24 protein-coding genes are annotated in these 21,209 nt (G+C 58.0%); 10 read left to right on the top strand and 14 right to left on the bottom strand.

Annotated features, from left to right (window positions below; genetic code table 11):
* Positions 1-26 precede the first annotated feature (26 nt).
* Positions 27-668, top strand: a complete 642-nt coding sequence (locus tag EYQ49_07900; protein HIG25795.1) for an SCO1664 family protein — start codon at positions 27-29, stop codon at positions 666-668.
* Entirely contained in the window at positions 665-1,663 is a 999-nt protein-coding gene (locus tag EYQ49_07895; GenBank protein ID HIG25794.1) for a hypothetical protein, read from the top strand. The genes EYQ49_07900 and EYQ49_07895 overlap by 4 nt, the downstream gene beginning before the upstream one ends.
* Here EYQ49_07895 and EYQ49_07890 read toward each other — a convergent pair.
* Together EYQ49_07890 and EYQ49_07885 are read right to left on the bottom strand one after the other, a co-directional pair.
* The gene (locus EYQ49_07890; protein ID HIG25793.1) at positions 1,660-2,628 is read right to left on the bottom strand and encodes an electron transfer flavoprotein subunit alpha/FixB family protein; all 969 of its coding nucleotides are present in this window, start codon (positions 2,626-2,628) and stop codon (positions 1,660-1,662) included. The genes EYQ49_07895 and EYQ49_07890 overlap by 4 nt on opposite strands.
* Before the next feature lie 9 nt (positions 2,629-2,637).
* Entirely contained in the window at positions 2,638-3,417 is a 780-nt protein-coding gene (locus tag EYQ49_07885) for an electron transfer flavoprotein subunit beta/FixA family protein (protein HIG25792.1), read from the bottom strand.
* 151 nt (positions 3,418-3,568) lie between these two features.
* Between EYQ49_07885 and EYQ49_07880 the strand changes: the two genes are divergently transcribed.
* Positions 3,569-4,534, top strand: coding sequence for a diacylglycerol kinase family lipid kinase (locus tag EYQ49_07880; GenBank protein HIG25791.1), 966 nt, complete (start codon positions 3,569-3,571; stop codon positions 4,532-4,534).
* 37 nt (positions 4,535-4,571) lie between these two features.
* On the opposite strand, the gene EYQ49_07875 is transcribed toward EYQ49_07880, so the two are convergent.
* The 4 genes from EYQ49_07875 to EYQ49_07860 are packed head-to-tail and all read right to left on the bottom strand — an operon-like array spanning position 4,572 to position 8,034.
* Positions 4,572-5,294, bottom strand: coding sequence for a glycerophosphodiester phosphodiesterase (locus EYQ49_07875; GenBank protein ID HIG25790.1), 723 nt, complete (start codon positions 5,292-5,294; stop codon positions 4,572-4,574).
* 28 nt (positions 5,295-5,322) lie between these two features.
* Positions 5,323-6,831 (bottom strand): ATPase, encoded by a 1,509-nt coding sequence (locus EYQ49_07870; GenBank protein HIG25789.1) that lies wholly within the window; start codon positions 6,829-6,831, stop codon positions 5,323-5,325.
* 42 nt (positions 6,832-6,873) lie between these two features.
* Positions 6,874-7,104 carry a DUF3107 domain-containing protein gene (locus EYQ49_07865; GenBank protein ID HIG25788.1) on the bottom strand — a complete coding sequence of 77 codons (231 nt, stop codon included), beginning with the start codon at positions 7,102-7,104 and terminating at the stop codon, positions 6,874-6,876.
* 51 nt (positions 7,105-7,155) lie between these two features.
* On the bottom strand, positions 7,156-8,034 hold the full coding sequence (locus EYQ49_07860) for an ATP-binding protein (protein HIG25787.1): 879 nt from the start codon (positions 8,032-8,034) through the stop codon (positions 7,156-7,158).
* Between the two features lie 106 nt (positions 8,035-8,140).
* Between EYQ49_07860 and EYQ49_07855 the strand changes: the two genes are divergently transcribed.
* Genes EYQ49_07855 through EYQ49_07845 form a run of 3 tightly spaced genes read left to right on the top strand, consistent with a single transcriptional unit; the run spans position 8,141 to position 10,468 of the window.
* Positions 8,141-8,863: a hypothetical protein gene (locus tag EYQ49_07855; protein ID HIG25786.1), complete on the top strand. Its 723-nt coding sequence runs from the start codon at positions 8,141-8,143 to the stop codon at positions 8,861-8,863.
* Between the two features lie 13 nt (positions 8,864-8,876).
* On the top strand, positions 8,877-9,995 hold the full coding sequence (locus tag EYQ49_07850) for a cysteine desulfurase (protein HIG25785.1): 1,119 nt from the start codon (positions 8,877-8,879) through the stop codon (positions 9,993-9,995).
* Complete coding sequence (locus EYQ49_07845; protein HIG25784.1) at positions 9,992-10,468, top strand: hypothetical protein; 477 nt, start codon at positions 9,992-9,994, stop codon at positions 10,466-10,468. Before EYQ49_07850 ends, EYQ49_07845 begins: the two co-directional genes overlap by 4 nt.
* A gap of 27 nt (positions 10,469-10,495) precedes the next feature.
* On the opposite strand, the gene EYQ49_07840 is transcribed toward EYQ49_07845, so the two are convergent.
* The 7 genes from EYQ49_07840 to ccmA form a co-directional block, all read right to left on the bottom strand.
* Complete coding sequence (locus EYQ49_07840) at positions 10,496-11,725, bottom strand: hypothetical protein (protein HIG25783.1); 1,230 nt, start codon at positions 11,723-11,725, stop codon at positions 10,496-10,498.
* The gene (locus EYQ49_07835; protein ID HIG25782.1) at positions 11,722-12,249 is read right to left on the bottom strand and encodes a TlpA family protein disulfide reductase; all 528 of its coding nucleotides are present in this window, start codon (positions 12,247-12,249) and stop codon (positions 11,722-11,724) included. Before EYQ49_07835 ends, EYQ49_07840 begins: the two co-directional genes overlap by 4 nt.
* Positions 12,246-14,192, bottom strand: coding sequence for a heme lyase CcmF/NrfE family subunit (locus tag EYQ49_07830; GenBank protein HIG25781.1), 1,947 nt, complete (start codon positions 14,190-14,192; stop codon positions 12,246-12,248). Before EYQ49_07830 ends, EYQ49_07835 begins: the two co-directional genes overlap by 4 nt.
* Positions 14,189-14,707: a hypothetical protein gene (locus EYQ49_07825; GenBank protein HIG25780.1), complete on the bottom strand. Its 519-nt coding sequence runs from the start codon at positions 14,705-14,707 to the stop codon at positions 14,189-14,191. The genes EYQ49_07830 and EYQ49_07825 overlap by 4 nt, the downstream gene beginning before the upstream one ends.
* A 147-nt stretch (positions 14,708-14,854) precedes the next feature.
* Complete coding sequence (locus EYQ49_07820; protein HIG25779.1) at positions 14,855-15,754, bottom strand: heme transporter HemC; 900 nt, start codon at positions 15,752-15,754, stop codon at positions 14,855-14,857.
* Entirely contained in the window at positions 15,663-16,337 is a 675-nt protein-coding gene (locus EYQ49_07815; protein HIG25778.1) for a hypothetical protein, read from the bottom strand. Before EYQ49_07815 ends, EYQ49_07820 begins: the two co-directional genes overlap by 92 nt.
* A complete protein-coding gene (gene ccmA / locus EYQ49_07810; protein ID HIG25777.1) occupies positions 16,334-17,038 on the bottom strand; it encodes a heme ABC exporter ATP-binding protein CcmA in 705 nt (234 codons plus the stop codon). Before ccmA ends, EYQ49_07815 begins: the two co-directional genes overlap by 4 nt.
* Here ccmA and EYQ49_07805 point away from each other — a divergent pair.
* Positions 16,817-17,599, top strand: a complete 783-nt coding sequence (locus EYQ49_07805) for a hypothetical protein (protein ID HIG25776.1) — start codon at positions 16,817-16,819, stop codon at positions 17,597-17,599. The two genes, ccmA and EYQ49_07805, sit on opposite strands and share 222 nt — an antisense overlap.
* Before the next feature lie 52 nt (positions 17,600-17,651).
* Positions 17,652-18,725, top strand: a complete 1,074-nt coding sequence (locus EYQ49_07800; protein HIG25775.1) for a nitronate monooxygenase — start codon at positions 17,652-17,654, stop codon at positions 18,723-18,725.
* On the opposite strand, the gene EYQ49_07795 is transcribed toward EYQ49_07800, so the two are convergent.
* Complete coding sequence (locus EYQ49_07795; protein HIG25774.1) at positions 18,708-19,862, bottom strand: hypothetical protein; 1,155 nt, start codon at positions 19,860-19,862, stop codon at positions 18,708-18,710. The two genes, EYQ49_07800 and EYQ49_07795, sit on opposite strands and share 18 nt — an antisense overlap.
* Here EYQ49_07795 and EYQ49_07790 point away from each other — a divergent pair.
* Positions 19,861-20,916 carry a glycosyltransferase gene (locus EYQ49_07790; protein ID HIG25773.1) on the top strand — a complete coding sequence of 352 codons (1,056 nt, stop codon included), beginning with the start codon at positions 19,861-19,863 and terminating at the stop codon, positions 20,914-20,916. The two genes, EYQ49_07795 and EYQ49_07790, sit on opposite strands and share 2 nt — an antisense overlap.
* Positions 20,913-21,188, top strand: a complete 276-nt coding sequence (locus EYQ49_07785) for a hypothetical protein (GenBank protein HIG25772.1) — start codon at positions 20,913-20,915, stop codon at positions 21,186-21,188. Before EYQ49_07790 ends, EYQ49_07785 begins: the two co-directional genes overlap by 4 nt.
* The last annotated feature ends 21 nt before the right edge of the window (positions 21,189-21,209 follow it).

The following is a 21,209-nucleotide window of genomic DNA, read 5'->3' as shown; positions in this document are numbered from 1 at the left end:
ACGGCGACCTCACCGTGTTAGGGCAAATGCCTTGGTCATCAAACGCCACTTGCCTGGTAGATATTTCTTACGATGGTCTTTTGATTCAGGGCGTATACAAACCCGCCCAAGGCGAACGCCCCCTCCACGACTTTCCCCTCGGCATCTACCGGCGTGAGGTTGCTGCTTGGGAACTCACCAAACAACTGGGTTGGGGGTTGATTCCTCCCACCGTTTTGCGTGACGGTCCGCACGGCGAAGGCTCAGTACAGCTTTATATTCCCTGCGACTACGCACAGCACTTTTTTACTCTGCGAGAAAACCCCGACCACCACTCGGCCCTACAACGACTCGCCGCTTTTGACCTCGTGTCCAACAACACCGACCGAAAAGGCGGGCATGTCCTTGCCGGAGACGACGGAAAAATGTGGGCCATAGATAACGCTTTAAGTTTCCATCAACAATTCAAAGTACGCACCGTCATATGGGATTGGGCCGGCCAACCCCTCAGTGAAGAACTCCTAAACGATCTGTGGCGCCTGGTGGGTGACGGGCCTTCACCAGCGTTGGCCTCCTTACTCGACCCTTTCGAAACCGATGCTTTGATCACCCGGTCACGAGCCCTCGCTACCAACGGGTGCCTTCCCCACGACACCGGCGGGCGTTCCGTACCCTGGCCGCTGCTATGAACCATCCACAAAAACAGCGCTTAGACGACCTTCTCAACAGCGGCGACCTCGATGGGTTACTGCGACTCATTGACGACACTTGCGACGAAGGCCAATGGGAAGCGTTGGAGGCGCTCGCACAACGAGCCCGCCAAGCCACCGAACGAGGCCACCAACTTTGGCCCGCCGCCGACCACGCCGAACACCGCTTAGCCAAGCAAGGGCCCGCCGAGTTTGCGGCCCGAGCCGTACTACGTGACCAGCAACGCTTCGGCATAGCTTCGTTAGCCGAAGTGACAGCCTCGGAACACTTTTGGGTAGAACTGGACCCTCATTTGCCCGCCGGCCCTTTGCGGGCCCTCGTTGCTCATGAGTGCATCGCCCGTGGCCAAGACCTCACCGGAGTTGACCTTCCGGGCGACCCGTTAGGGCTTGCCCTCAAGCTCGCTTCGTGGGAACCAGCCACCGAAGGGCCCACCATCAAGGCCTACGATCTTGACGACCCTGCACCCAGTTTCGGAGCGTTTGAAACCGTGGCCTTGCCGGAATCGGGTACCGCAAGCAGTGACTCGGCAACGGAGGCTCTACGCGATCTGGTGCGCATCTGGACCGACCATTCTAACGGCGCCTCAAAAGCAGTAACCGTCGCGGGCACGGCCGCTGAGGCGCTCGCCGCCTTAGGCATCGACCAAGTGCAACTATCTTGGCTCACCGCGGCTCAAGCGTGGACAGCCATGTCGTGGGCCGCCGCCTCTGGAGGAGCCCACGGTCGGCGCCCCGGTTGCGCTCGGGGACGTTTCGACACTTGGTGGTGCGCCGCAGCGCTTACCGGGCTCAACGAAGACGAAGACCCTTGGCCGCCCGAACCAGAAGAATTAGGGACGGCTTTAGAAGAACTCCGTTGGGGCACATGGAAAACCGCTCAACAAACAGCTGGGTGGCAACTCAACTTGGTAATCGAAGACCCCAGCCATGGTTTGGCTTGGGCCCTGGCCGCTCACGACCTGCGAGATTAGCCTCGGGCTTCGAGTGCTTCAATCAGCTTGGGCAACACCTTGTGCACGTCGCCCACAATGCCGAGATCCGCTACCCCAAAAATGGGTGCTTCTTCGTCTTTGTTGATGGCGATGATGTTGGCGCTGCCTTTCATCCCAACCAAATGCTGGGTGGCACCAGAAATGCCGCAAGCCAAATAAACGGTTGGCTTTACAACCTTGCCGGTTTGACCGACCTGGTAGGAGTAAGGCACCCAACCGGAGTCCACCACTGCTCGAGAAGCGCCGGGGGCGCCTTTGAGAAGTTTGGCCAGACTTTCGATCATCTCGTATTTTTCGGCTTCGCCCAGGCCACGCCCGCCCGAAACAACAACCGCTGCTTCATCAAGTTTGGGGCCGCTGGTTTCTTCTACGAAACGGTCTTTAACCACCGAAGTGCCGGTGTTGCCGGTGTCGCCGGCGGCCAAAGAGCCCACGGCGGCCGCTGCGCCACCGGTAGAGGATGCTTCGAACGACTTGGGGCGTACCAAGAAAATTGCGGTGCTGTCACTGGTAAAGCCGGTGGTTACGTTTACTACGCCACCAAACACTGGTTCGACACCCAACAAACGGTCACCGTCAGCAACCAAGTCAACCACGTTGGTAACAACTGGGGCATCAAGTTTAGCCGACAAACGACCGGCGATATCACGCCCGTCGTAGGTGGTGGCACACAACACGACGTCAGGGCCGGTGCCAGCAGCGATTGCTCCGGCAATAGCCGAAGCGATTTGTGGACCGGCTAAGCCGCCGGCCAGATCGCCGATGGATTGCACACTGGTTGCTCCATGAGCACCAAGTTCAGTCGCTAAAGCGGCGGCATCGCCGTGAACGATTACCTCTACGGTGTCGGCCAACTCACGGGCCTTGGTCAGTAACTCAAGGGTGGTGCTCGAAGCAGACCCGTTGGCGGCTTCGCCGTAAATCCAGATAGTTGAAATTCCCATGATGATCTCCTAAAGAACCTTGAGGTCGTCCAGGAACGCCACAATGCGTTCGTGAGCGTCACCTTCGTCGACAATAATTTCTCCGGCTTCCCGGGCCGCAGCCTCGGTCACCTCAGTGATTTCTTGGCGAGCACCAGCCCAACCAACAGTGCTGACGTCAATCCCTAAACCAGCCAAGTCAAGTTCTTCGACTGGCTTGTTTTTGGCGGCCATGATGCCTTTGAAAGACGGGTAGCGGGGTTCAACTACACCAGCAGTTACCGACACCACGCAAGGCAGTGGGCATTCAACTTCGTCGTAGCCATCTTCGGTTTGACGTTTTACCGTTACCGTGTCGCCGTTAATGGTGATCTCCTTGGCGAAAGTAACCGAAGGCAGGTCAAGCAGCTCAGCAATTTGCACAGGGACGGTACCGGTGTAGCCGTCGCTGGATTCTGTAGCGGTCAAAATCAAAGTCGGTTCGCTGCGTTTGATGGCTTCGACCAGCACTTTGGCGGTAGACAAGGAGTCGGAGCCAGCTAGGGCTTCGTCGCTTACCAACACGGCGCTTGCCGCACCCATGGCCAGAGCGGTGCGTAAACCACCGACCTCGTTATTGGGAGCCATGGAGACCAAGCGCACTTCGCCTTCGTCGGATCCGTCGAGGAGCTGTAGAGCCATCTCTACTCCGTACGAATCTGATTCGTCCAGAATGAGTTTGACATCACGCTTGAGGGTTTTTGTTTCGGGGTCCAGAGCACCAGGGTCAGCTGGGTCGGGAATCTGTTTTACACATACGACTATGTTCATGGTTCGTATTCTGCCTTCCCTTAACCCTTTCCCAACAAATTCAGCCCACTTTTTCTCCCCCGGTCATCCGTCACCCCAACCCTCGCCCTACTTCGTGACGTGGGGTCTGCCCCACGTCACGGACTTTGGGGTGAGGTAGTCTTTGGGGGTTATGAAATTGCTTCTTGTGGTGAACCCTTCGGCGTCGTCGGTAACGGCACGAACGCGCATTGTTATTCAAAAAGCATTATCGGCCGACCACCGGCTCGAAGTCGCCGCCACTAGCCGCCGCGGCCACGCCACCCGACTGGCACAAAGCGCCGCCAACGACGGTTTCGACATGGTGGTAGTCCTCGGCGGTGACGGCACCCTCAACGAAGCAGCCAACGGCCTCGCCGGCAGCGAAACCGCCCTCGCCGCCCTCCCCGGAGGATCCACCAACGTATTCGCCCGCACCATCGGCCTCCCCGACGACCCCGTCGAGGCCACCGGCGCCCTCCTCGACGCCATCGAAGCCGGCTCCACCAAACGCATCGGCCTCGGAAACATCAACGACCGCTACTTCCTCTTTAACGCCGGCATCGGTTTCGACGCCGCCGTAGTCGAACAAGTAGAACGCCGTGGCGGGTTACTCAAACGCTTCGCCGGGCACCCACTGTTTGTCGCCGCCACCCTCAACACCTGGCTCCGCCACTACGACCACCGACGCCCCGGATTCAAAGTCACCATTGACCAAAAAGAAGGCGACCATCAACCAGAAGAAAAACCCAGCGTGGATGGCATGTTCACCGTATGCCTCAACACCGACCCCTACACCTACCTCGGCACCCGCGGCATCTCCTTCGCCCCCCAAACCACCCTCGACACCCCGCTAGCCGTAGTCACCTTCCGCTCCCTGTCGCCCACCCGACTCGGCCCAGTATTTGCCAACGCCCTAGGTTTCGGCCGCGGCCAAGTAGCCGACAGTGGGTTCATAGACCACCACACCGACGTCACCCAAGCCACCATCACCGCCTACCACCCCGTGCCCTGGCAAGTCGACGGCGACTACCTCGGTCAAGCCGAAGAATTTCATCTACGCCACGAACCCGATGTGCTGGACTTAGTTATACCCCTCGGCAACAGCCAAACTGTTTAGCTAACAAGCATCACTCAGGGCTTGCAACATCCGGAGATCAGGCCAACTCGTCGAGTATCCGGCGGGCTACACCCGGCCGATTGGTGATAATGCCGTCAACGCTCCAAGACGCCAACTCAGCAATACGGTCCTCGTCATCCACCGTCCACACCAAAACCTTTAACCCCCGCTGATGCGCATCATCCACCAAAGATTGATCCACCAACTCGTCCCACGGATGCACCGCCCCATGGCCATGAGCCACCGTGCGATCCAAAATCAAATGCGAACCGATGCGTTCCACCGTCAACCAGCCGGTCGGCAAATTGGGGTCCGTTTCACGAATACGGTCAACGGCACCAATATTAAACGACGACACCCGCACCAACTCCGGCGGACGATACGCCGCAGCTAAACCCACCACCGCCTCACACACCATCACCATGTCCTCATGATCTGGCTCGCCAGGCAAACTCTTAATCTCAATATTTACCCCCAGGCCATCAAACGCCTCAAAAGCCTCAGCCAAACTCGGGATGTAACCCGGCAACGCCTCTGCATCCAACTCTCGAATAAGCTGGCCGTCAGCCAAATGGGCATCATGGTGCACCATCAACACCCCATCAGCCGAACGCCGCACATCCAACTCAACCCAATCGGCACCTTGCTGGAGCGCCCCCGCAAAAGCCTCCAACGTGTTTTCCTGATGATCCGCAGACGCCCCCCGGTGAGCAATCACCAACGGCCGTCCTGGAGAAGCGTTCAAAGAAGTATCAGTCATAAGAATCTAGAGAGAACCTAGCCGATGGCTAAGCAACCGGCTCCTGTGCGTCATCCCAAGGCCCCGATAAACGATTGCTCGGGATACGCACCTCAGCCACCGTGCCCGTCCCTCGCTGCACCGGTGACAACGTAATGGTGCCCCCCAACTGGCTTTCTACAAAAGTACGCACAATGGTGAGACCCAAACCATCAGACTCCGCCAGGTTGAACCCCTCAGGCAAACCCACCCCATCATCGGTGACCCGCACCAACAACCTGTCGCTACGCCGGTCCAACACAATGTTCACTCGCCCCGGTTCACCGCTTTCTGGAACCGCCGCCCCCCGGTAAGCATGATCCACCGCATTTTGTAATAACTCGGTGAGCACCACCGCCAAAGTAGTGGTCATCTGCGACGGCAACACCCCCGCCTCACCCTCCACCGTAAACGACAACGGCCGCTCCGGCGACGAAACACTTTCCTCCACGACCCGCACCAACGGCCGCACCAAATCAGTAAACGCCACATCATCATCCGGACTTTGGGCCAACGTTTCGTGCACCACCGCAATAGCGGCCACCCGGCGCACCGACTCCTCCAAAGCTGCTCGAGCCTCCACCGACTTCAAACGGCGGCCCTGCAAACGCAGCAGCGACGAAATAGTTTGCAAATTATTTTTTACCCGGTGATGGACCTCACGAATAGTGGCGTCCTTAGATACCAACTGGCGATCCCGGCGACGCAGGTCCGTCACATCGCGCACCAACACAATGGCCCCCGTAGCGGTGCGGCCATCAAGCAACGGAAAACAATGGGACACCAAATCCACCTCGTGGCCCTCATCAGGCTCGCTGATAACGGCCGCACGGCGCGCAAAAGCTTGACGCAGCATTACGGCCTCCAAGCCGGTGTCTTCTAAGCGCGAACCCACCACAGCCCTTCGCATACCCAAACGATGCAAAGCCGACACCGCATTAGGCGAAGCAAACTCAATGCGCCCCTCGCTATCGACCAACAACAAGCCGTCCCCTACCCGTGGCGTCCGGTGACGCAAGCGCTCCTCTTCTTGATAGGGAAAATCCCCCCGATCAATCATGTCAACAAAGCGGCGAAACACTCGACGATAGGTACGTTCCTGCACCGTGGCCGGACGATCCTCGCTAAACAAACGCTCCCGCGCCAGCACCGCCACAATCTCGCCATCTACCCGCACCGGAACCGCCCGAATAGAAACCTCACGGTCCGTACCAATTTGCACCAAACCTTCGGTTATGGCCCCGTTAGTAAAACACTCATCCACTACCGGGCGGCGATCAGAAGAAAACGTTTGCCCCACCAAGTCAGCGCGATACAAGGTCATACCAGTGGTGGGGCGCATGTGCCCCAACAGCACCAAACCAGCTTGCGCCTCCCCAGCCTTGGGGGCGTAAAGCAATAGGTCAGCAAACGACAAGTCGGCCAGCAACCCCCACAAACTGGTGAGGTTTTGCAGATGCTCTATCTCTGCTTCACCCATTGCCGTGTGTTCACGACAAAGTTCGCTCAACGTAGCCATAGTAAAAGCCTAGAACAACCAGCCCGTTGACCGTTATTTCGGTTAATTAAAACCCATCGGGCTCGCCAACTCTTCGCTGCCCAAGTCAACGTACGCCACCTTGTCAGTAGGTACCCCTACCCGGCGGCCTTTGGCATCAGTCAGCCACAACATGGCAGACTCACCGGTGAGCGCTGCCTCAATTTCGGCTTGCAAGGCTTCGTGATCGGTGCCTTCTGGCATTTCCAAAGTGATCTCTTTGGGAGTATTCGAAACCCCTATACGTACGTCCATGATTTTTCTTTCTCTTAGATTCTTCAGCGTTGCTGCGGATTATTGATGAACTTAGTCCACCAGGTTGAGTTCTGGGTGGGAGCGTTTGGTGGGTTTGAGGTCTTCATCTACGACCCGGGCCATAGCGGCAAATATTGTTCCGGCTTCACTGGTTTGATCAACCGCAACAGGGTTTCCGGTGTCGGCACCTACCCGCAAAACAGGCAACAGCGGCACTTGACCAACCAGAGGTACTTCGAGTTGCGTCGCCAAAGCTTGGCCGCCGCCTGCCCCAAAGAGTTCGTATCGTGTGCCGTCGTCGCCAATAAACCACGACATGTTTTCGATAACCCCGGTGACGGCAATGTTCATTTTTTCCGCCATGTAGGCCGCTCGCTGCGCCACTTTTTGAGCAACGGCTTGCGGGGTAGTGACCACCAACATTTCGGCGGTTGGTAAAAATCCGGCCAACGAAATCGAAATGTCACCAGTGCCGGGAGGTAAATCAACCAGTAAGTAGTCCGGTTCACCCCAGGAAACATCGGTCAAAAACTGTTCTAACGCCTTGTGCAACATGGGGCCTCGCCACACCACCGGTTGGTCCTCATCAGCGAAAAACCCCATAGAGATACAACGCACCCCGTGGGCTTCGGGCGGAATCAACATGTCGTCGATCACCGTGGGTGGTTCAGCGATGCCCAGCATGCGCGGGATAGAGAACCCCCACACGTCGGCGTCTACCACGGCAACGTCTTTTCCTCGCTGGGCTAAGGCCACCGCAAGGTTGGCGGTTATCGAAGACTTGCCTACCCCACCTTTGCCAGAGGCGATAAGCAGCACCCGGGTGTTGTTGCCGGGCCGTCCAAAAGGCACCCCCGAAGTCGGTGGCGTTTGGCTTTCGGCTTGAACCGAAATGCCGGATGGTCCTGATTTTTCCTGCTGGTCGTTCATCTTGGCGGAGTCTACCTCTCTCTCATCAACCCCCTTAAAAAAACAAAGATTACTACTCTGGCCGATATTTCGTAAGCAGCGAGGTCCGGTTGGCTAGGCTGTCGGTGTGGATGGGTCACCCCTCACGCCGACCGAGTTTGCCTCGGCTGTTACGGCGATAACCGGCGCCTTCGGGGATCCCACGCGCCGCGACATCTATTTGCTGGCTCGCCAAAGCGACCAAGGGGTTACCGCCAGCACAGCCGCCCAAGAATTTGGCTTGCACCCCAACGTGGCCCGCCACCACCTTGACAAACTGGCCGCCGGCGGGTATCTCGAAGTGGCCGTTGAACGCCCGGCAGGCGCCAGCGCTGGCCGGCCCTCCAAGCACTACCGAGTAACTGACCCCAACACCCCCCTAGAACTTCCCATTCGCCAAGATTCAGTGCTGGTCAGTTTGCTGGGCCGAGCCTTGGCTTTGTTACCCAACGACCAGGCCGAAAAAATGGCAGAAGAAGTCGGGCGAGAAGTCGGCCAAGCCATGGCCGAGGCCATCAGCCCCGACGAGGTGCAGCATTCTTTTCAATCCTCCATGCAGATGGTCGCTGATGCGCTGACGGCCCACGGGTTTGCTGCCCGGGCTGAACAGTCCAACACCTCATCTGGTTTGCGCATCGTGGCCGAACACTGCCCATTTGGCGGGGCAGCCATTGAACACCCGGTTATTTGTGCGGTAGACCGTGGCTTGGTTAAAGGCATGCTGATTGCTCTTTACGGCGAAACCACCACCGACCAATCTTCGTCACGACCCAAGGGTGACGAAGTGTGCATTACCGACATCACCGCTTGACAAGTACCCCGCCATGACCCGCCACTACTTTGATCATGCTTCAACCTCTCCGCTGCGGCCCGTTGGGCGAGCGGCCCTCAACGAGGCCCTAGATTTAACCGGCGACCCGGGGCGCATTCATAGCGAAGGCATGGCCTGTCGCCACACCGTAGAAGTAGCCCGCCAACAAGTCGTCGACTTTTTTGGGGCCCGCAGTCGGGAAGTTATTTTTACTTCGGGTGCTACGGAATCTATCGCTGCGGTTTGTTTCGGTGTCGCCCAACGCAACCCGGGGGCACCCAGCGTGCTTTCCGCTATGGAACATTCGGCGGTGCGGCTCAACGCCCAACGCCATGGCCCCGTGAAGTTGATCTCTGTTGATGAAACGGGCCGAGTAGACCTTGACCAACTTTTGGCCACCTTCAGCCAGCAACCGGCCATCGTGCACTTGCAGTTAGGAAACCACGAGGTGGGCACCCTCCAGGACTTGACCCCGGTGGTCGCAGCCTGCCGTCAACACAACGTGTTGTTGCACGTTGATGCTGCCCAAGCCGGAGGCCGCATGGCCCTAGATTTTGCCAACTTGGGCGCCGACCTGGTCTCGGTGAGCGCCCACAAGTTTGGTGGCCCGAGAGGAGTCGGCGCTTTACTTATTCGCCGTGGCCTGCGCTTGGCTCCCTTGCTGTTAGGCGGCGAGCAAGAACGGGCCCGACGCGCCGGGTTAGAAAACACCCCGGCCATCGCCGGTTTTGGAGCCGTCTGTGCCGCCTTGACCCCCGAAGTTCTGGCCAGCGAAGAAACCCTGGCCCGCCAACAAACGATTCGGCTCGCTACCGGATTATCGGCGCTTGACGGGGTCACCCTTTACGGCCACCCCGACTATCGGTTGCCGCATCTGGTTTGTTTAGGCATTGACGGCGTTGAACCTCAAGCGGTGTTACTGGGCTTAGACCGCTTAGGTATTGCCGCCCACTCGGGAAGCGCTTGTGCCTCCGAAGGGCTCGAGCCCTCGCCGGTGCTTGAAGCCATGGGGGTCGATGCCCACCGGTCGCTGCGCCTTTCGGTGGGGTGGACCACCACCGACGACGATGTTGAGGACGTTTTGGAAGCCGTACCTCAGGTGCTGGCCGAACTCCGGGCGTTACGCCCATGATCTACCTGATACGCCACGCCTCAGCCGGCGACCGTTACCGCTGGGACGGCGACGACGTTGACCGCCCCTTAGATGACCGCGGCCAGCAACAGGCCGCCGATTTAGCAGAGGCACTAGGTGGCCAGCCCATAACCCAAGTGCTTTCTAGCCGAGCCGTACGTTGCCAAGAAACGGTAGGCCAACTAGCCAATCAACTCGGGTTAACCATCGGGGTGGAGCCCGACCTGTTTGAAGGGGCTCATCAATCTGCCACGGCCTTGGTCAAAAACTTGGCCGTCGACCAAAACCACCAGGTCGTTTTGTGCAGCCACGGCGATGTCATCCCTGAAGTACTGCGTGACCTCATTATGGGTGGGTTAAAAATCTCCGGTGGTCGAGGCTGCGCCAAAGCTTCCCTCTGGGCGCTCAGCCCCACCAAAGGCCAGCTCATCGCTGGCCACTATTACGCCACGGCAGCCGAGTTTCAGGTTTAACCTCCGTTAAACATTCTCAAAGAGGAACTAACCCAACAAACCTTCCGCGATCAAGAGTTCAACAAGGGCCTCCGGAGGGTCAGTCAAGGTGGCGAAGGCCGCCGCATCAACTGCCGCACCTTCGGCGTCATCTAACAACACGCTGCGCACCAAGGCCCGATAAGCCAAAGCATTAGGGTGTTCTGGGTCTAAAGCCAAGGCTTCATCAAGCGCTTCAAGTGCTAAACCCAGTAAATCCGGTTCGAAGGTAACGGCCAACAACCACCCGCGTTCCGCCAACAACGGTGCCGGTTGGCCGGTTACCTCAATGCCGGAATCCAACAACGTCAAGGCGGCCAACAACTCACCTTGGGCCGCCAAATCTGCAGCAATGCGTTCACGTAAATGGCTGGCCGCCAGTAAATCGTCCACAATAGGGGGGGCGGCCAACGTGTCGAGCACCATCAAATCATCGGCCGCAGCAGCCGACTCGCCATCAGCGAACAACATGGAAGCCCTGAACACGCGGGCATCAGGGTATGCCGGGTCAAACTCCACTGCCGCGTTCACATCCAACCGAGCCAACACCTGACCGCCCGAACGCCACAACGCCCAACCTCGGTAAGTCAAGGCCTCGACGTTAGATGGCTGAAGCTCCAACACCTCGGTGTAAAGATCAATGGCCTCTTGTGGTGCAGCCACCCCTGCTTGGGCCAGCAAGGTGCGCGTCGACGAGCGGATCTCCCCCGACCCTGTCTCGCCAGCGCCTCGACTGCCCGATGTTTGGGCCACCAACAAACCAGCACCCAGCGCCAGAACCGCTATACCTACCAACACCAAGGGGCGAGAAAGTTTTTTAGAAGACTTCCCGCTCGCCCCACCCCCAGAACCTGCTCCCGACCAGCGCCGCAAAGCCAAAACCAATCCGGTGCCCGCCGCCGTCACCACCAGCACCGGCAAAACCCACACCAGCCCGGTTAAACCCGAACCCTGTGGGGTGTAGTCAATGTCTTCACCAAAACGCTCCACCAACTCGGTGCGCACCATGGCATCGGTGGCTCCTTGGTCGACCATGCGAGCAATCTCGGTGCGAATGGCCCGAGCAATAGGCACATCAGACTCCGCCACCGACTGACCAGAACAAACCGGACAAGCAAAATTCTCGGCCAACTGGTGCGCCCGATCGGCGTTAGTCAACACCGGTTGCGTGGCTACCTCAGAAATCACCAACGCCCCAAGAACGAGGGCCACCAAAACCAGCCAGCGAAAATGCTTCATGTGCCTCGGGCCTCCGCCAACATGGCTTCAAGATCGGCCTTTACCACTCCGCCAATAATCTTGGCGGCCACGAAACCAGCGGGCGACACCAGGTAAGACTCCGGAACCGCCACCACGCCCCAATCCACAGCAATGCGGCCCGTGTCGGTGGCCAGCACCGGCCAGTCACCCCCGTTGGTGCGGAAAAACTCTTCCACCGCACTGGGCGAATCGGCGAAAGCCACCGTCACCACCCGTACATCGTCGGCCGCCGCATGGGCCTCAGCAAAAGCCACCAACTCGGGGTGCTCACGCACACAAGGCACACAGGTGGTAGAAAAAAAGTTCACCACCACCCAACGGCCTCGCTGCAAAGACAAACTCCAATCTTGACCATCAATGGTGGTGTCCTCAATGGGCGGCGCCCCTTGGCCCACCAAATGGGTAGTCATGCGGTCAAGGCCCGACTCTCGTGTGGCCATCACCCCCACCAGTACCAACAACACCGCCCCCACCAAGAGTGCTTTAACCCTCACCGACCTCATGACGAAGCCTCCACCAATGCGGCAAGATGCTCGTCTTTTTTACGACGACCCTCTGGTACGACGGCCAACAAAGTGCCGACCGCCATGACCGCTCCCCCTACCCAAAGCCACCACACCAAAGGCTGCACGGTGACCCAAATCGAAGTAGTTGAGTCAACTTCGTCAGGAACCCTCAACACGTAGAGCTGAACATCGTCCCACCAGGTAGACCGAGTAGTAGGGGTACCAATACGCTGCCCTCCAAACGGAAAAATATTTATGGACGGGGTAAAAATTTGACCATCGATACCTACACGCACCAGGGTTTGTGTTTTCTCGGGCAACTGCCGCACCTCAACCCCTTCGAAAGTTAGCGTGTGCCCCGAAAACGAAACCTCTTGACCAAGTTCGTCAAAACTAAACTCTGCTTGGCGTACGTACGACGACGATATGGCCAAGGCCACCGCCACAATGGCCACCCCAACGTGGACCACCATGCCGCCGCTGGCTCGCCCCACCAAACCACGCCAACCCCGGGAACGCACCGCCAAAATCAATGGGCGCAGCGCCCCGCCGGTAGCAAACCCCGCCAGCCCAATAGCCAACGTCGGGGCCCAACCACGCAACCCCAACACCACTCCAGTCACCATAACCGTGACCCCAGTAACCGCTGGCCACCACAAACGGCGAGAAAGCACCTCAGCCCCGGCACGGCCCCACGGCAAAGCCGGAGCCATAGCCATCAAAAACAACAACATGAAACCAATGGGCATGGTCATGCGTTCAAAATAAGGGTTGCCTACCGAAATGCGATCACCGTTGGCGGCCTCCACCAACAAGGGGTACAAAGTGCCCAGCAACACCACAAAAGCAAAACCAGCAAACAACAAATTGTTGACTAAAAAAGCCCCAGTGCGCGACACCACAGAATCAATATGACCCTCAGACCGCAAAACATCGCCCCGCCAAGCAATAAGACCCACCGTTACCACCACAATCAAGGCAAAGAAAGCCAAAAACATAGGGCCGATGGCCGACTCGGTAAAAGCATGCACCGACTCAATAACCCCCGACCGGGTAAGGAACGTACCCAAAATAGTCAAAGCAAAAGTGGCGCACAGCAACGAAAGATTCCACACCCGCAACATGCCCTGGCGCTCTTGGACCATCACCGAATGCAAATACGCCGTGCCAGTCAGCCAAGGCAACAACGAAGCATTCTCCACCGGGTCCCACCCCCAATAACCGCCCCACCCCAACACCTCATAGGCCCACCAAGCCCCCAACAAAATCCCCACGCTCAAACAACCCCAAGCAATGAGCGTCCACCGGCGGGTCTCTAACAACCAACCCTCGCCCAACCGGCCGGTGATCAGCGAAGCCAAAGCGAAAGCAAAAGGCACCGTAAAACCCACATAGCCCAAATAAAGCACCGGTGGGTGAAAGGCCATCAACAAATGGTTCTGTAACAACGGGTTGGGCCCCGGGCCGTCATAACCCGCCCACGGCGCAAACTTGGCAAAAGGAAAAGCCGGGCCGGCCAGCAACAAGAAAAAGAACACACAAACCACCAACAAAACCAGCAACGCCCAAGCCACCATTTTGTCATTCAAGCGCTGGCGAAAACGCCAAGCAACCATGCCTACATAGCCCGCCAAAATCAGTACCCACAACAAAATGGAACCCTCAAGGGCCGACCACAAAGTAGCGAAATTAAACAAAGCCGGTGTGCGGTGACTGCCATGTTCGGCCACAAAAGCCACCGTAAAATCTCGAGTAATAAGCGCCCGTTCCATAACCGCAAACTGGCCCACGGCGGCCACCAACACCGCGGCTACAAACCAACGCACCCGCCACAAAAACCGCTCATCGCCGGTAGCCAACCCCCGAACCAGCGAAAAAACCCCCAAAAGCGAAGCCGCTAAACCCAAGGCAACAAACAAAGCCCCTAACGAAGCATTCACCCAGTAACCCCGCAAGCATCAATATCGGCGGTGCGTTCCTCGTCAGTGCGGTAATCATTGTCGTGCTTGACCACCATGTGATCAGTGCGCAAAAACCATCCATCGTTAGCGGCCGCCGGCAAGCCAGCTAAACCCGGCGGGCTCCCCGCTTGCCAGGAACCCTGCAACACCACCGGCACCCCCGGCTGAAACAACTCCGCCGGGTCACCCACATGGGCTACATCGGCAAACACCCCCGAAGCACAAAAAGTAAAGACCACCACCGCCTCACCATCAAGGCGAGTTTCGACCAAACCCGGCAACGGCGTACCTACCACCCGAAAGCGGCTGGCCAACAACTCAGGGCGTTCTTCTACTGCTTCATCAACTTCATAAAAAACCAGCGTGGCGTCACCCAAAGTAACGGCCAACACCGCTATCAAAGCCGCCAAAACCAAAACAATGATCGCTACCGACCCACGGCGGCGCGGCGGGCGCGGCGGTCGACTGGGTTGCGGGGTGAGGTCCTCAGCCATCGGTCGGGTTCTGAGAAGTCAACCACCGGCGCTGATCTTCGGGCACCGAAACACTCAACGCCCGGCCTCGACGTACCACCGAGACGGCATAAACCGTCAAAAGCACGGCCGCTACTCCCCAACCGCCCAGCAAATAACCAAGATGCGTCATGAAGTTTCTCCCACCGCGGAAGCCACCTCTGAACCATCGGCTTCCGCTCGACGCTCCTTGATTGCGGCCGCCACCTGATGCTCACCAGCCGCCAAGGTCAACCAACCCACCCGAAAACGGTGCAACAACAACCAAGCAAAAACCATCAAAAATACTAAAAACCCAACCATCAACGTAAACAAAGTGAGGTCCTCAATTTTTAATTCACCCAACGTGGACTTCTGATGCAGGGTGCGGTTCTCCCACCATTCCACCGAACGGTTAACCAAAGGCAAATCCACAATAGCTACCAAGGCCACCACCGCCGCCCGCCGAGCTTGCACCCGCGGGTCAGCCGCTGTGCGACGCAAAGCCAAGTAACCCACAAACATCAAAAATAAGATCAACGTGGTCATTAAGCGCACATCGCCCCACTCCCACCAGGTGTTCCACACCGGGCGGCCCCAAATAGAGCCCGTAACCAACACCAAGAAACAAAACACTGTGCCCACCTCGGCCGCCGCATGAGCCGTTACATCCCACCAAGGAGTTCGTTTAATCAAATACCCCGCCGACGCAAAAGCCGCCAAACTATAAGCAACATAAGTAATAACCGCCATGGGCACATGCAAATACAAAAGCCGTACCGCATCAAACTGGCCAATCTCCTGGCCCGTGCTGGGGTGAATACGCACATCAGGTTCGGTCAACACAAAAGCCAACACCAACAACCCGACCAAACCCAGCAACGTAGCCAAACCTAAAGCGCGCGAACCCGGAGATCCGGTGGTCGCTACAGAAGAAGTGGGGTTCGTCATAATATTTTTAATCCTCAACCAATGCGCCGTAAGCCAACGCACCCAACGTTGAAGCCACCACAGCAAACATGGCCAACAAGCCCGTCCAGGCCCAACCATCTACCGCAGCAGCACCCAAAGCATCGTCGTAAGCCCGAGTGGCACCAATAAGCACCGGAGCCAAAACTGGAAGCAACAAGATCGGCAACAGCGTTTCTCGTACCCCCAACCCAGAGGCCAGCGCACCATAGAGCGTACCGGTAGCCGCCACCGCCAACGCCGTCACCAGCCCAGCAATTAGCCACAAAAACAAGTTCTTCACCGAGGAACCATAAAACACAATAATGCCCGCCGTCAGCAACAACTCCAGCACCAACAACTGCACAAAAATGGCTGCCGATTTTCCTAAAAACACGGCAACCGGTGCTAAACCAGCCATACGTAACCCAGTGGCCGCATCATCAGCGGACTCCACCGCCGACGAACGCTGCACCGCCAACAACAAACACAACAACACCGCTACCCAAAAAAGCCCCGGCGCGAACATACGCAAAGTGCGCTGATCAGCATCTAACGCAAACCCGAAAAGCACCAACACCAGTACAGCAAAAGGCGCCACCTGGTTGGTCAAAACCCGAGAACGCGCCTCAATACGCAAATCTTTACTCGCCACCAACCAAGCTTCACTCAACAAAGATTTCACTTCGGGCCCCCCGTGTCCTTAACAACCAAACCGCCCGCCACCGTTACCACCCGAGGGTTCAAAGAACGCACCCGATCCAGTTCGTGAGAAGCCACCAGCACCGTGGCCCCCGCCGCCACCGCATCCGAAATAAGTTCATCAACCACATCGCGGCCCGTCTGGTCCAAACCAGCATGCGGTTCATCAAGCAACCACAACTGAGGTCGACGCACCGCCAAAACAGCCAACGAAGTACGCCGGCGCTGCCCCGCCGACAAACGAGAAACCGGCAAAGACAACAAACGTTCATCCAAACCCATGCGGCCCAAGGCACCAGTCGCCCGTTGGGCGGCCAGCGACTTATCGAGCCCGGCCGCCTGCGCCCAAAAACTCACGTTTTCAGCCACCGACAAATCTTCGTAAAGCCCCGTGGCGTGACCCAACATGGCCACCTGCCTCCGGACGGGCCGCCCATCTACACTTAAATCGTGGCCCAACACTTGAGCCTGACCCGACTCGGGACGTACCAAACCCGCACACAACCGCAACAACGTGGTCTTTCCAGCGCCGTTAGGGCCCTGCAACAACACCGTTTCTCCGGCTTCTACCGACAAACTGGCGCCCGCCAAAGCAGGAAACCGGCCCAGCAGAGCCACTACGTCACAGAGTTGAATTACCGGCACCCCGTAACGGTACCGGCGTCTACCGCCTACCCTGACCATGTGGCCCGCCGTCGAATACTTTTTTCCTTCCTCGCTTTAGCTCTGCTGGCCAACGCCTGCGGCAGCCAAGACACCGAAGACCTCGCCACCACCGACACCGTCGCCCCCACCACCCTGGTAGAAACCCGGCCCACCTTGGTCGAAGAAAATGCCCCAGACTGGGTAGGCGAACCAGTCAACCTACACGACCTCAAAGCCGGCGACTGCTTCAACCAATACTCCTGGGCCACCGAAGATCGGCAAATTGAACTCAGCACCAAAGTGCCTTGCCAAGCCCCCCACCAGTTTGAAATTTACAAACTGGTACAACACCCGGCCCGCAACGGCGCCCCCTGGCCTGGCGACGAAGAAATGGTGGCCTTCGCAATAAGCCAGTGCTACGAAAGTTTCGAAGGATTCGTAGGACTCATCTACGAACTCTCCGAACTGGAACTCGACTACCTGACCCCCAACCGCTCAAACTTCGAACACGAAATAGCGCAATTCCGCGGCGTGCACTGCTACCTCTACCTTGACCAAGGCGGCGAACTCATCGGGTCATCACGTGGGTCGCAACGCTAAACCAGCGAAGCCCCACTTTTTGTCGTCACAGGCCTTCGGCTAACCTCATTAAATGGCCAAGCAACTACGCGAACTACTCGGAAATGCCAACCCAATATTTGGTTTCAGTTGGTGGGAACCCGACGTAGCCATCGCCGTATCAAAAGCCGGAGGCGTAGGGGTATGGGGATGCACCCGCCGAACCCCCGACGAAATCGAAGCCGGGATCACCCGAATGAAAAAAGAACTCGGTGACCTCCCCTGGGGCGTCGACCTGGTTATTCCCAACGGAATGCCCGAAGACAACAACCGAGAAACCATCGAAGCCCAACTGCCTGAAGAGCACGTCAGATTCGTTGATGGGCTTCGACAAAAATACGGGGTACCCGACGACGGCCTCCCCGGATACCGCTCACGGTTTGTACGGAGCGAAGAGACCGCACGCGCCCAACTCAACGTGGTCATGGACCATCAAATACCTGTGTTGGCTTTGGGTATCGGCTCACCAACCTGGGCTGTAGAAAAAGCCCACGAGCATGGGTCGCTCATCCTTAGTTTGGTGGGTCAACCCCGGCATGCCGAAAGCGCCCTACGGGCCGGAGCCGACATTTTAGTCGCCCAGGGATCCGACGCCGGAGGGCACACCGGAAGCATCGGAACCTTCTCGCTGGTACCCCAAATAGTTGACCTGGCTCAAGGCGTTCCCGTACTCGCCGCAGGCGGCGTTGCTACCGGACGACACCTCACCGCCTCACTGGCCCTCGGAGCCCAAGGCGTCTGGTTAGGCACCGCATTCTTAGGCTCCACAGAAGCCGCACCCAGCCCCGGTTTGCTAAAAAAACTTATCGCCGCCCAGGCCGCTGACACCGTCATAAGTCGTTCCGTAAGCGGAAAAACCCTCCGCATGCTGCGCTCCGCATGGAGTGACGAATGGTCCGCCGCCGATGCCCCCAAACCACTCAAAATGCCTCACCAAGACATCCTCATCGGCGACCTCTTAGGGCAAATACTGCGCCACGAAATAGAGCCACTCCTTCACGAAGGGGCTGGTCAAGGGGTGGCCTACCTACAAAATCAAGAAACAGTCGCCGACATAATGAGCCAACTACTGGCCGAAGCCGAGCACACGCTAAACGGCCTCAAGTAGCGAAAGCCCCGCCCATGATTGCGGGATAGCCCCCAACCCCTGACCAGAATCTGGGTGCCAATATTCGGCTAAACCCGAACATTGTGCTCCCCGTCGAGTAGCAACCTGCAAACGTTGAGCCACCAAAGCATCAAACCGAGAGGCAGCCAACGTCAACAAGTAAGCCAACTGAGGCCACACCGGGCCTCGCCAATAAGCCGCCGGATCAAAGACAGGTTCACCCCGATGCACCCCACACAAGCCAAACTCGCTGCCCAAAGCCTTGGGATTCACCAACTGCGCTAACGCTTGCGCCGCTACAGATGCATCCTCGGTTACCAGCAACGGCAACAACGCATCAGCAGTACGGCACCGGCCTGAGCCCTCAACCGCCGCCCCGGTGTCCACCCACGTTGCCAAAGGCTCAACCCACCGGAGATCCAACGCTGCTACTAACTGATTCGCCGCTTCAGCCATGGATTCATCGCCGGTCACTGTGGCCATCTCTCGCGCATTGAAAGCCACCAACGCATTAAACCCCACCGAACCCACCACAAACTCCGGGTTAGCCAAAGCAGCGCCATCCGGGCCTCGCTCCACCGTAGACACCAGACGATTCTTTTCGTCCACCCACTGGTTTTCCGCAAAACCTCCCGGGCAAAAATCATCCCAGCGCGGGCTGTTATCAGCACCCGACTCCCACGGATGAGCCAACAAAACAAGACCCGCCGCATCACGCCGGCGATCGTTTAACAAAAACCACAAACCCGCTTCCGCCGCTTCTATAACCCTCGCCGGCGGGGCCTGCCCGGCCCGGCAAAGCGCCGCCACCGCATGGCCGTACATAGGCGGTTGGGTCAACGACGAACCCAAATCACTACCCCACAATTCTCGGTGAAAACCCGGTTGGCGCACATAGTTGATGTGCGGCACAAACCCCGACGGCAACTGCGGACCAAACAACTGCGCCAACTCAGCCTGCGCCCGCTCCACGTTTTTCAAAGACAACCAAATCAACACATGAAAACAAGAATCCCACAACCACTGCCACGGATAGACCACAGCGTTCGGAGCGGCATAACCTTCAGGCTGCCAATGGTTGTTCATCATCTGAGCCACCGCCGACTCAAACCCTGCACCCTCTTGCCTTAGACCCATGCCAACCTGCACCTTCCTCTCCTTTCGCTTCGGCCCCACCGACGGGGTATCGGTCGTGGCCCGCAACTGGGCCCGCATGCTGACCAAACAAGGCTTTACCGTGTCTTGGGTAGCGGGCGCCTTCGAACCCGGGTGGGATGCCCCCGGAAGAACCACCGTAGTGGCCGGGCTGAACATCAACGCCACCGCACCCCCCGACCCCAACCAACTTGAATCCGCTCTCGCCGACCAAGACCTGGTGGTGGTAGAAAACCTGCTCTCCATCCCACTCAACTTGGCGGCTTCGCGAACCGTGGCTTCTTTGCTCAACGGACGACCAGCGTTAATACATCACCACGACCCGCCATGGCAAAGGAAACGCTTTGCCCACCTAACCGAACTCCCAGCCGACGACCCAGCCTGGCGCCACGTCACCATCAACGACCTGACCAAAAAAGAAATGGCCGAGCGAGGCATTTACGCAGAAACTATTTACAACGGTTTTGACCCCAACCCGCCCACCGGAAACCGCTTGACGACACGCCGCCGACTAGGCGTAGACGACCACACCCTGCTGGTCGCCCACCCGGTGCGCGCTATAGAACGTAAAAACATCACTCAAGCCCTCGAAGTAACCACCGCTTTAGGCGGCATCTACTGGCTATTGGGTCCGGCCGAAGACGGTTACGGGCCACAACTGGCTACCGAATTGGCCGCTGCCCGATGCCCAGTAATCCACGCCCCGGCCGCCAACCGAGCCGACATTTATGCGGCCGCCGACCTGGTGGCCTTCCCCTCCACTTGGGAAGGTTTCGGCAACCCCCCGGTAGAAGCCGCCCTCTACCGCAAACCCGTATTCGTCGGCCACTACCCGGTAGCCGACGAACTACGCGGCCTGGGCTTTCACTGGTTTGCGCCACAAGACACCGATGCCATGGCCGAACGCCTTGACGACCCCAGCGGGCTGGCCCCCCTGCTTGACCACAATCAACAAGTAGCCAAAAACGAATTATCTATAGAACGCATGGGTCGACGTTTGGAGAACTTCATTGTTGAGGCAGGATGGCGACCATGAGTGACTCATCGGAGACCCCGGCTAAAGACCCCGTGCTGGTACAACGAGAACGGATGCGCCGCTTAGCTAGCCTCGGACAACGCTCTGGTTACCTGGCTTTCGGCGTAGCGCTCGCTCTCTTCGCCGCCGGGATGATCGGCCGCTTTACCGACGCTGTGGCCACCATTTTATTAGCGCTGCTGATCTGCGGGTCAATAATTTTAGCTCCATCTATCGTGCTCCACCATGCCGTCAAAGCCGCCGACGACCTCGACGCAGAAAACTCCGCCTAACCCCGATACCAGCCCAAGGGG

Source organism: Acidimicrobiia bacterium (assembly GCA_012959995.1).
In the GTDB taxonomy this organism is placed as follows: Bacteria; Actinomycetota; Acidimicrobiia; order Acidimicrobiales; family MedAcidi-G1; genus MedAcidi-G2B.
This window is presented reverse-complemented; position numbering and strand designations above follow the sequence as displayed.

Excerpts from the sequence above, each read along its gene's own strand:
- EYQ49_07900 (HIG25795.1), top strand. The coding sequence starts at position 27 with ATGCCTTGGTCATCAAACGCCACTTGCCTGGTAGATATTTCTTACGAT.
- EYQ49_07895 (HIG25794.1), top strand. The coding sequence starts at position 665 with ATGAACCATCCACAAAAACAGCGCTTAGACGACCTTCTCAACAGCGGC.
- EYQ49_07890 (HIG25793.1), bottom strand. The coding sequence starts at position 2,628 with ATGGGAATTTCAACTATCTGGATTTACGGCGAAGCCGCCAACGGGTCT.
- EYQ49_07885 (HIG25792.1), bottom strand. The coding sequence starts at position 3,417 with ATGAACATAGTCGTATGTGTAAAACAGATTCCCGACCCAGCTGACCCT.
- EYQ49_07880 (HIG25791.1), top strand. The coding sequence starts at position 3,569 with ATGAAATTGCTTCTTGTGGTGAACCCTTCGGCGTCGTCGGTAACGGCA.
- EYQ49_07875 (HIG25790.1), bottom strand. The coding sequence starts at position 5,294 with ATGACTGATACTTCTTTGAACGCTTCTCCAGGACGGCCGTTGGTGATT.
- EYQ49_07870 (HIG25789.1), bottom strand. The coding sequence starts at position 6,831 with ATGGCTACGTTGAGCGAACTTTGTCGTGAACACACGGCAATGGGTGAA.
- EYQ49_07865 (HIG25788.1), bottom strand. The coding sequence starts at position 7,104 with ATGGACGTACGTATAGGGGTTTCGAATACTCCCAAAGAGATCACTTTG.
- EYQ49_07860 (HIG25787.1), bottom strand. The coding sequence starts at position 8,034 with ATGAACGACCAGCAGGAAAAATCAGGACCATCCGGCATTTCGGTTCAA.
- EYQ49_07850 (HIG25785.1), top strand. The coding sequence starts at position 8,877 with ATGACCCGCCACTACTTTGATCATGCTTCAACCTCTCCGCTGCGGCCC.
- EYQ49_07845 (HIG25784.1), top strand. The coding sequence starts at position 9,992 with ATGATCTACCTGATACGCCACGCCTCAGCCGGCGACCGTTACCGCTGG.
- EYQ49_07840 (HIG25783.1), bottom strand. The coding sequence starts at position 11,725 with ATGAAGCATTTTCGCTGGCTGGTTTTGGTGGCCCTCGTTCTTGGGGCG.
- EYQ49_07835 (HIG25782.1), bottom strand. The coding sequence starts at position 12,249 with ATGAGGTCGGTGAGGGTTAAAGCACTCTTGGTGGGGGCGGTGTTGTTG.
- EYQ49_07825 (HIG25780.1), bottom strand. The coding sequence starts at position 14,707 with ATGGCTGAGGACCTCACCCCGCAACCCAGTCGACCGCCGCGCCCGCCG.
- EYQ49_07820 (HIG25779.1), bottom strand. The coding sequence starts at position 15,754 with ATGGTTGGGCCTGGACGGGCTTGTTGGCCATGTTTGCTGTGGTGGCTT.
- ccmA (HIG25777.1), bottom strand. The coding sequence starts at position 17,038 with ATGGTCAGGGTAGGCGGTAGACGCCGGTACCGTTACGGGGTGCCGGTA.
- EYQ49_07800 (HIG25775.1), top strand. The coding sequence starts at position 17,652 with ATGGCCAAGCAACTACGCGAACTACTCGGAAATGCCAACCCAATATTT.
- EYQ49_07790 (HIG25773.1), top strand. The coding sequence starts at position 19,861 with ATGCCAACCTGCACCTTCCTCTCCTTTCGCTTCGGCCCCACCGACGGG.
- EYQ49_07795 (HIG25774.1), bottom strand. The coding sequence starts at position 19,862 with ATGGGTCTAAGGCAAGAGGGTGCAGGGTTTGAGTCGGCGGTGGCTCAG.
- EYQ49_07785 (HIG25772.1), top strand. The coding sequence starts at position 20,913 with ATGAGTGACTCATCGGAGACCCCGGCTAAAGACCCCGTGCTGGTACAA.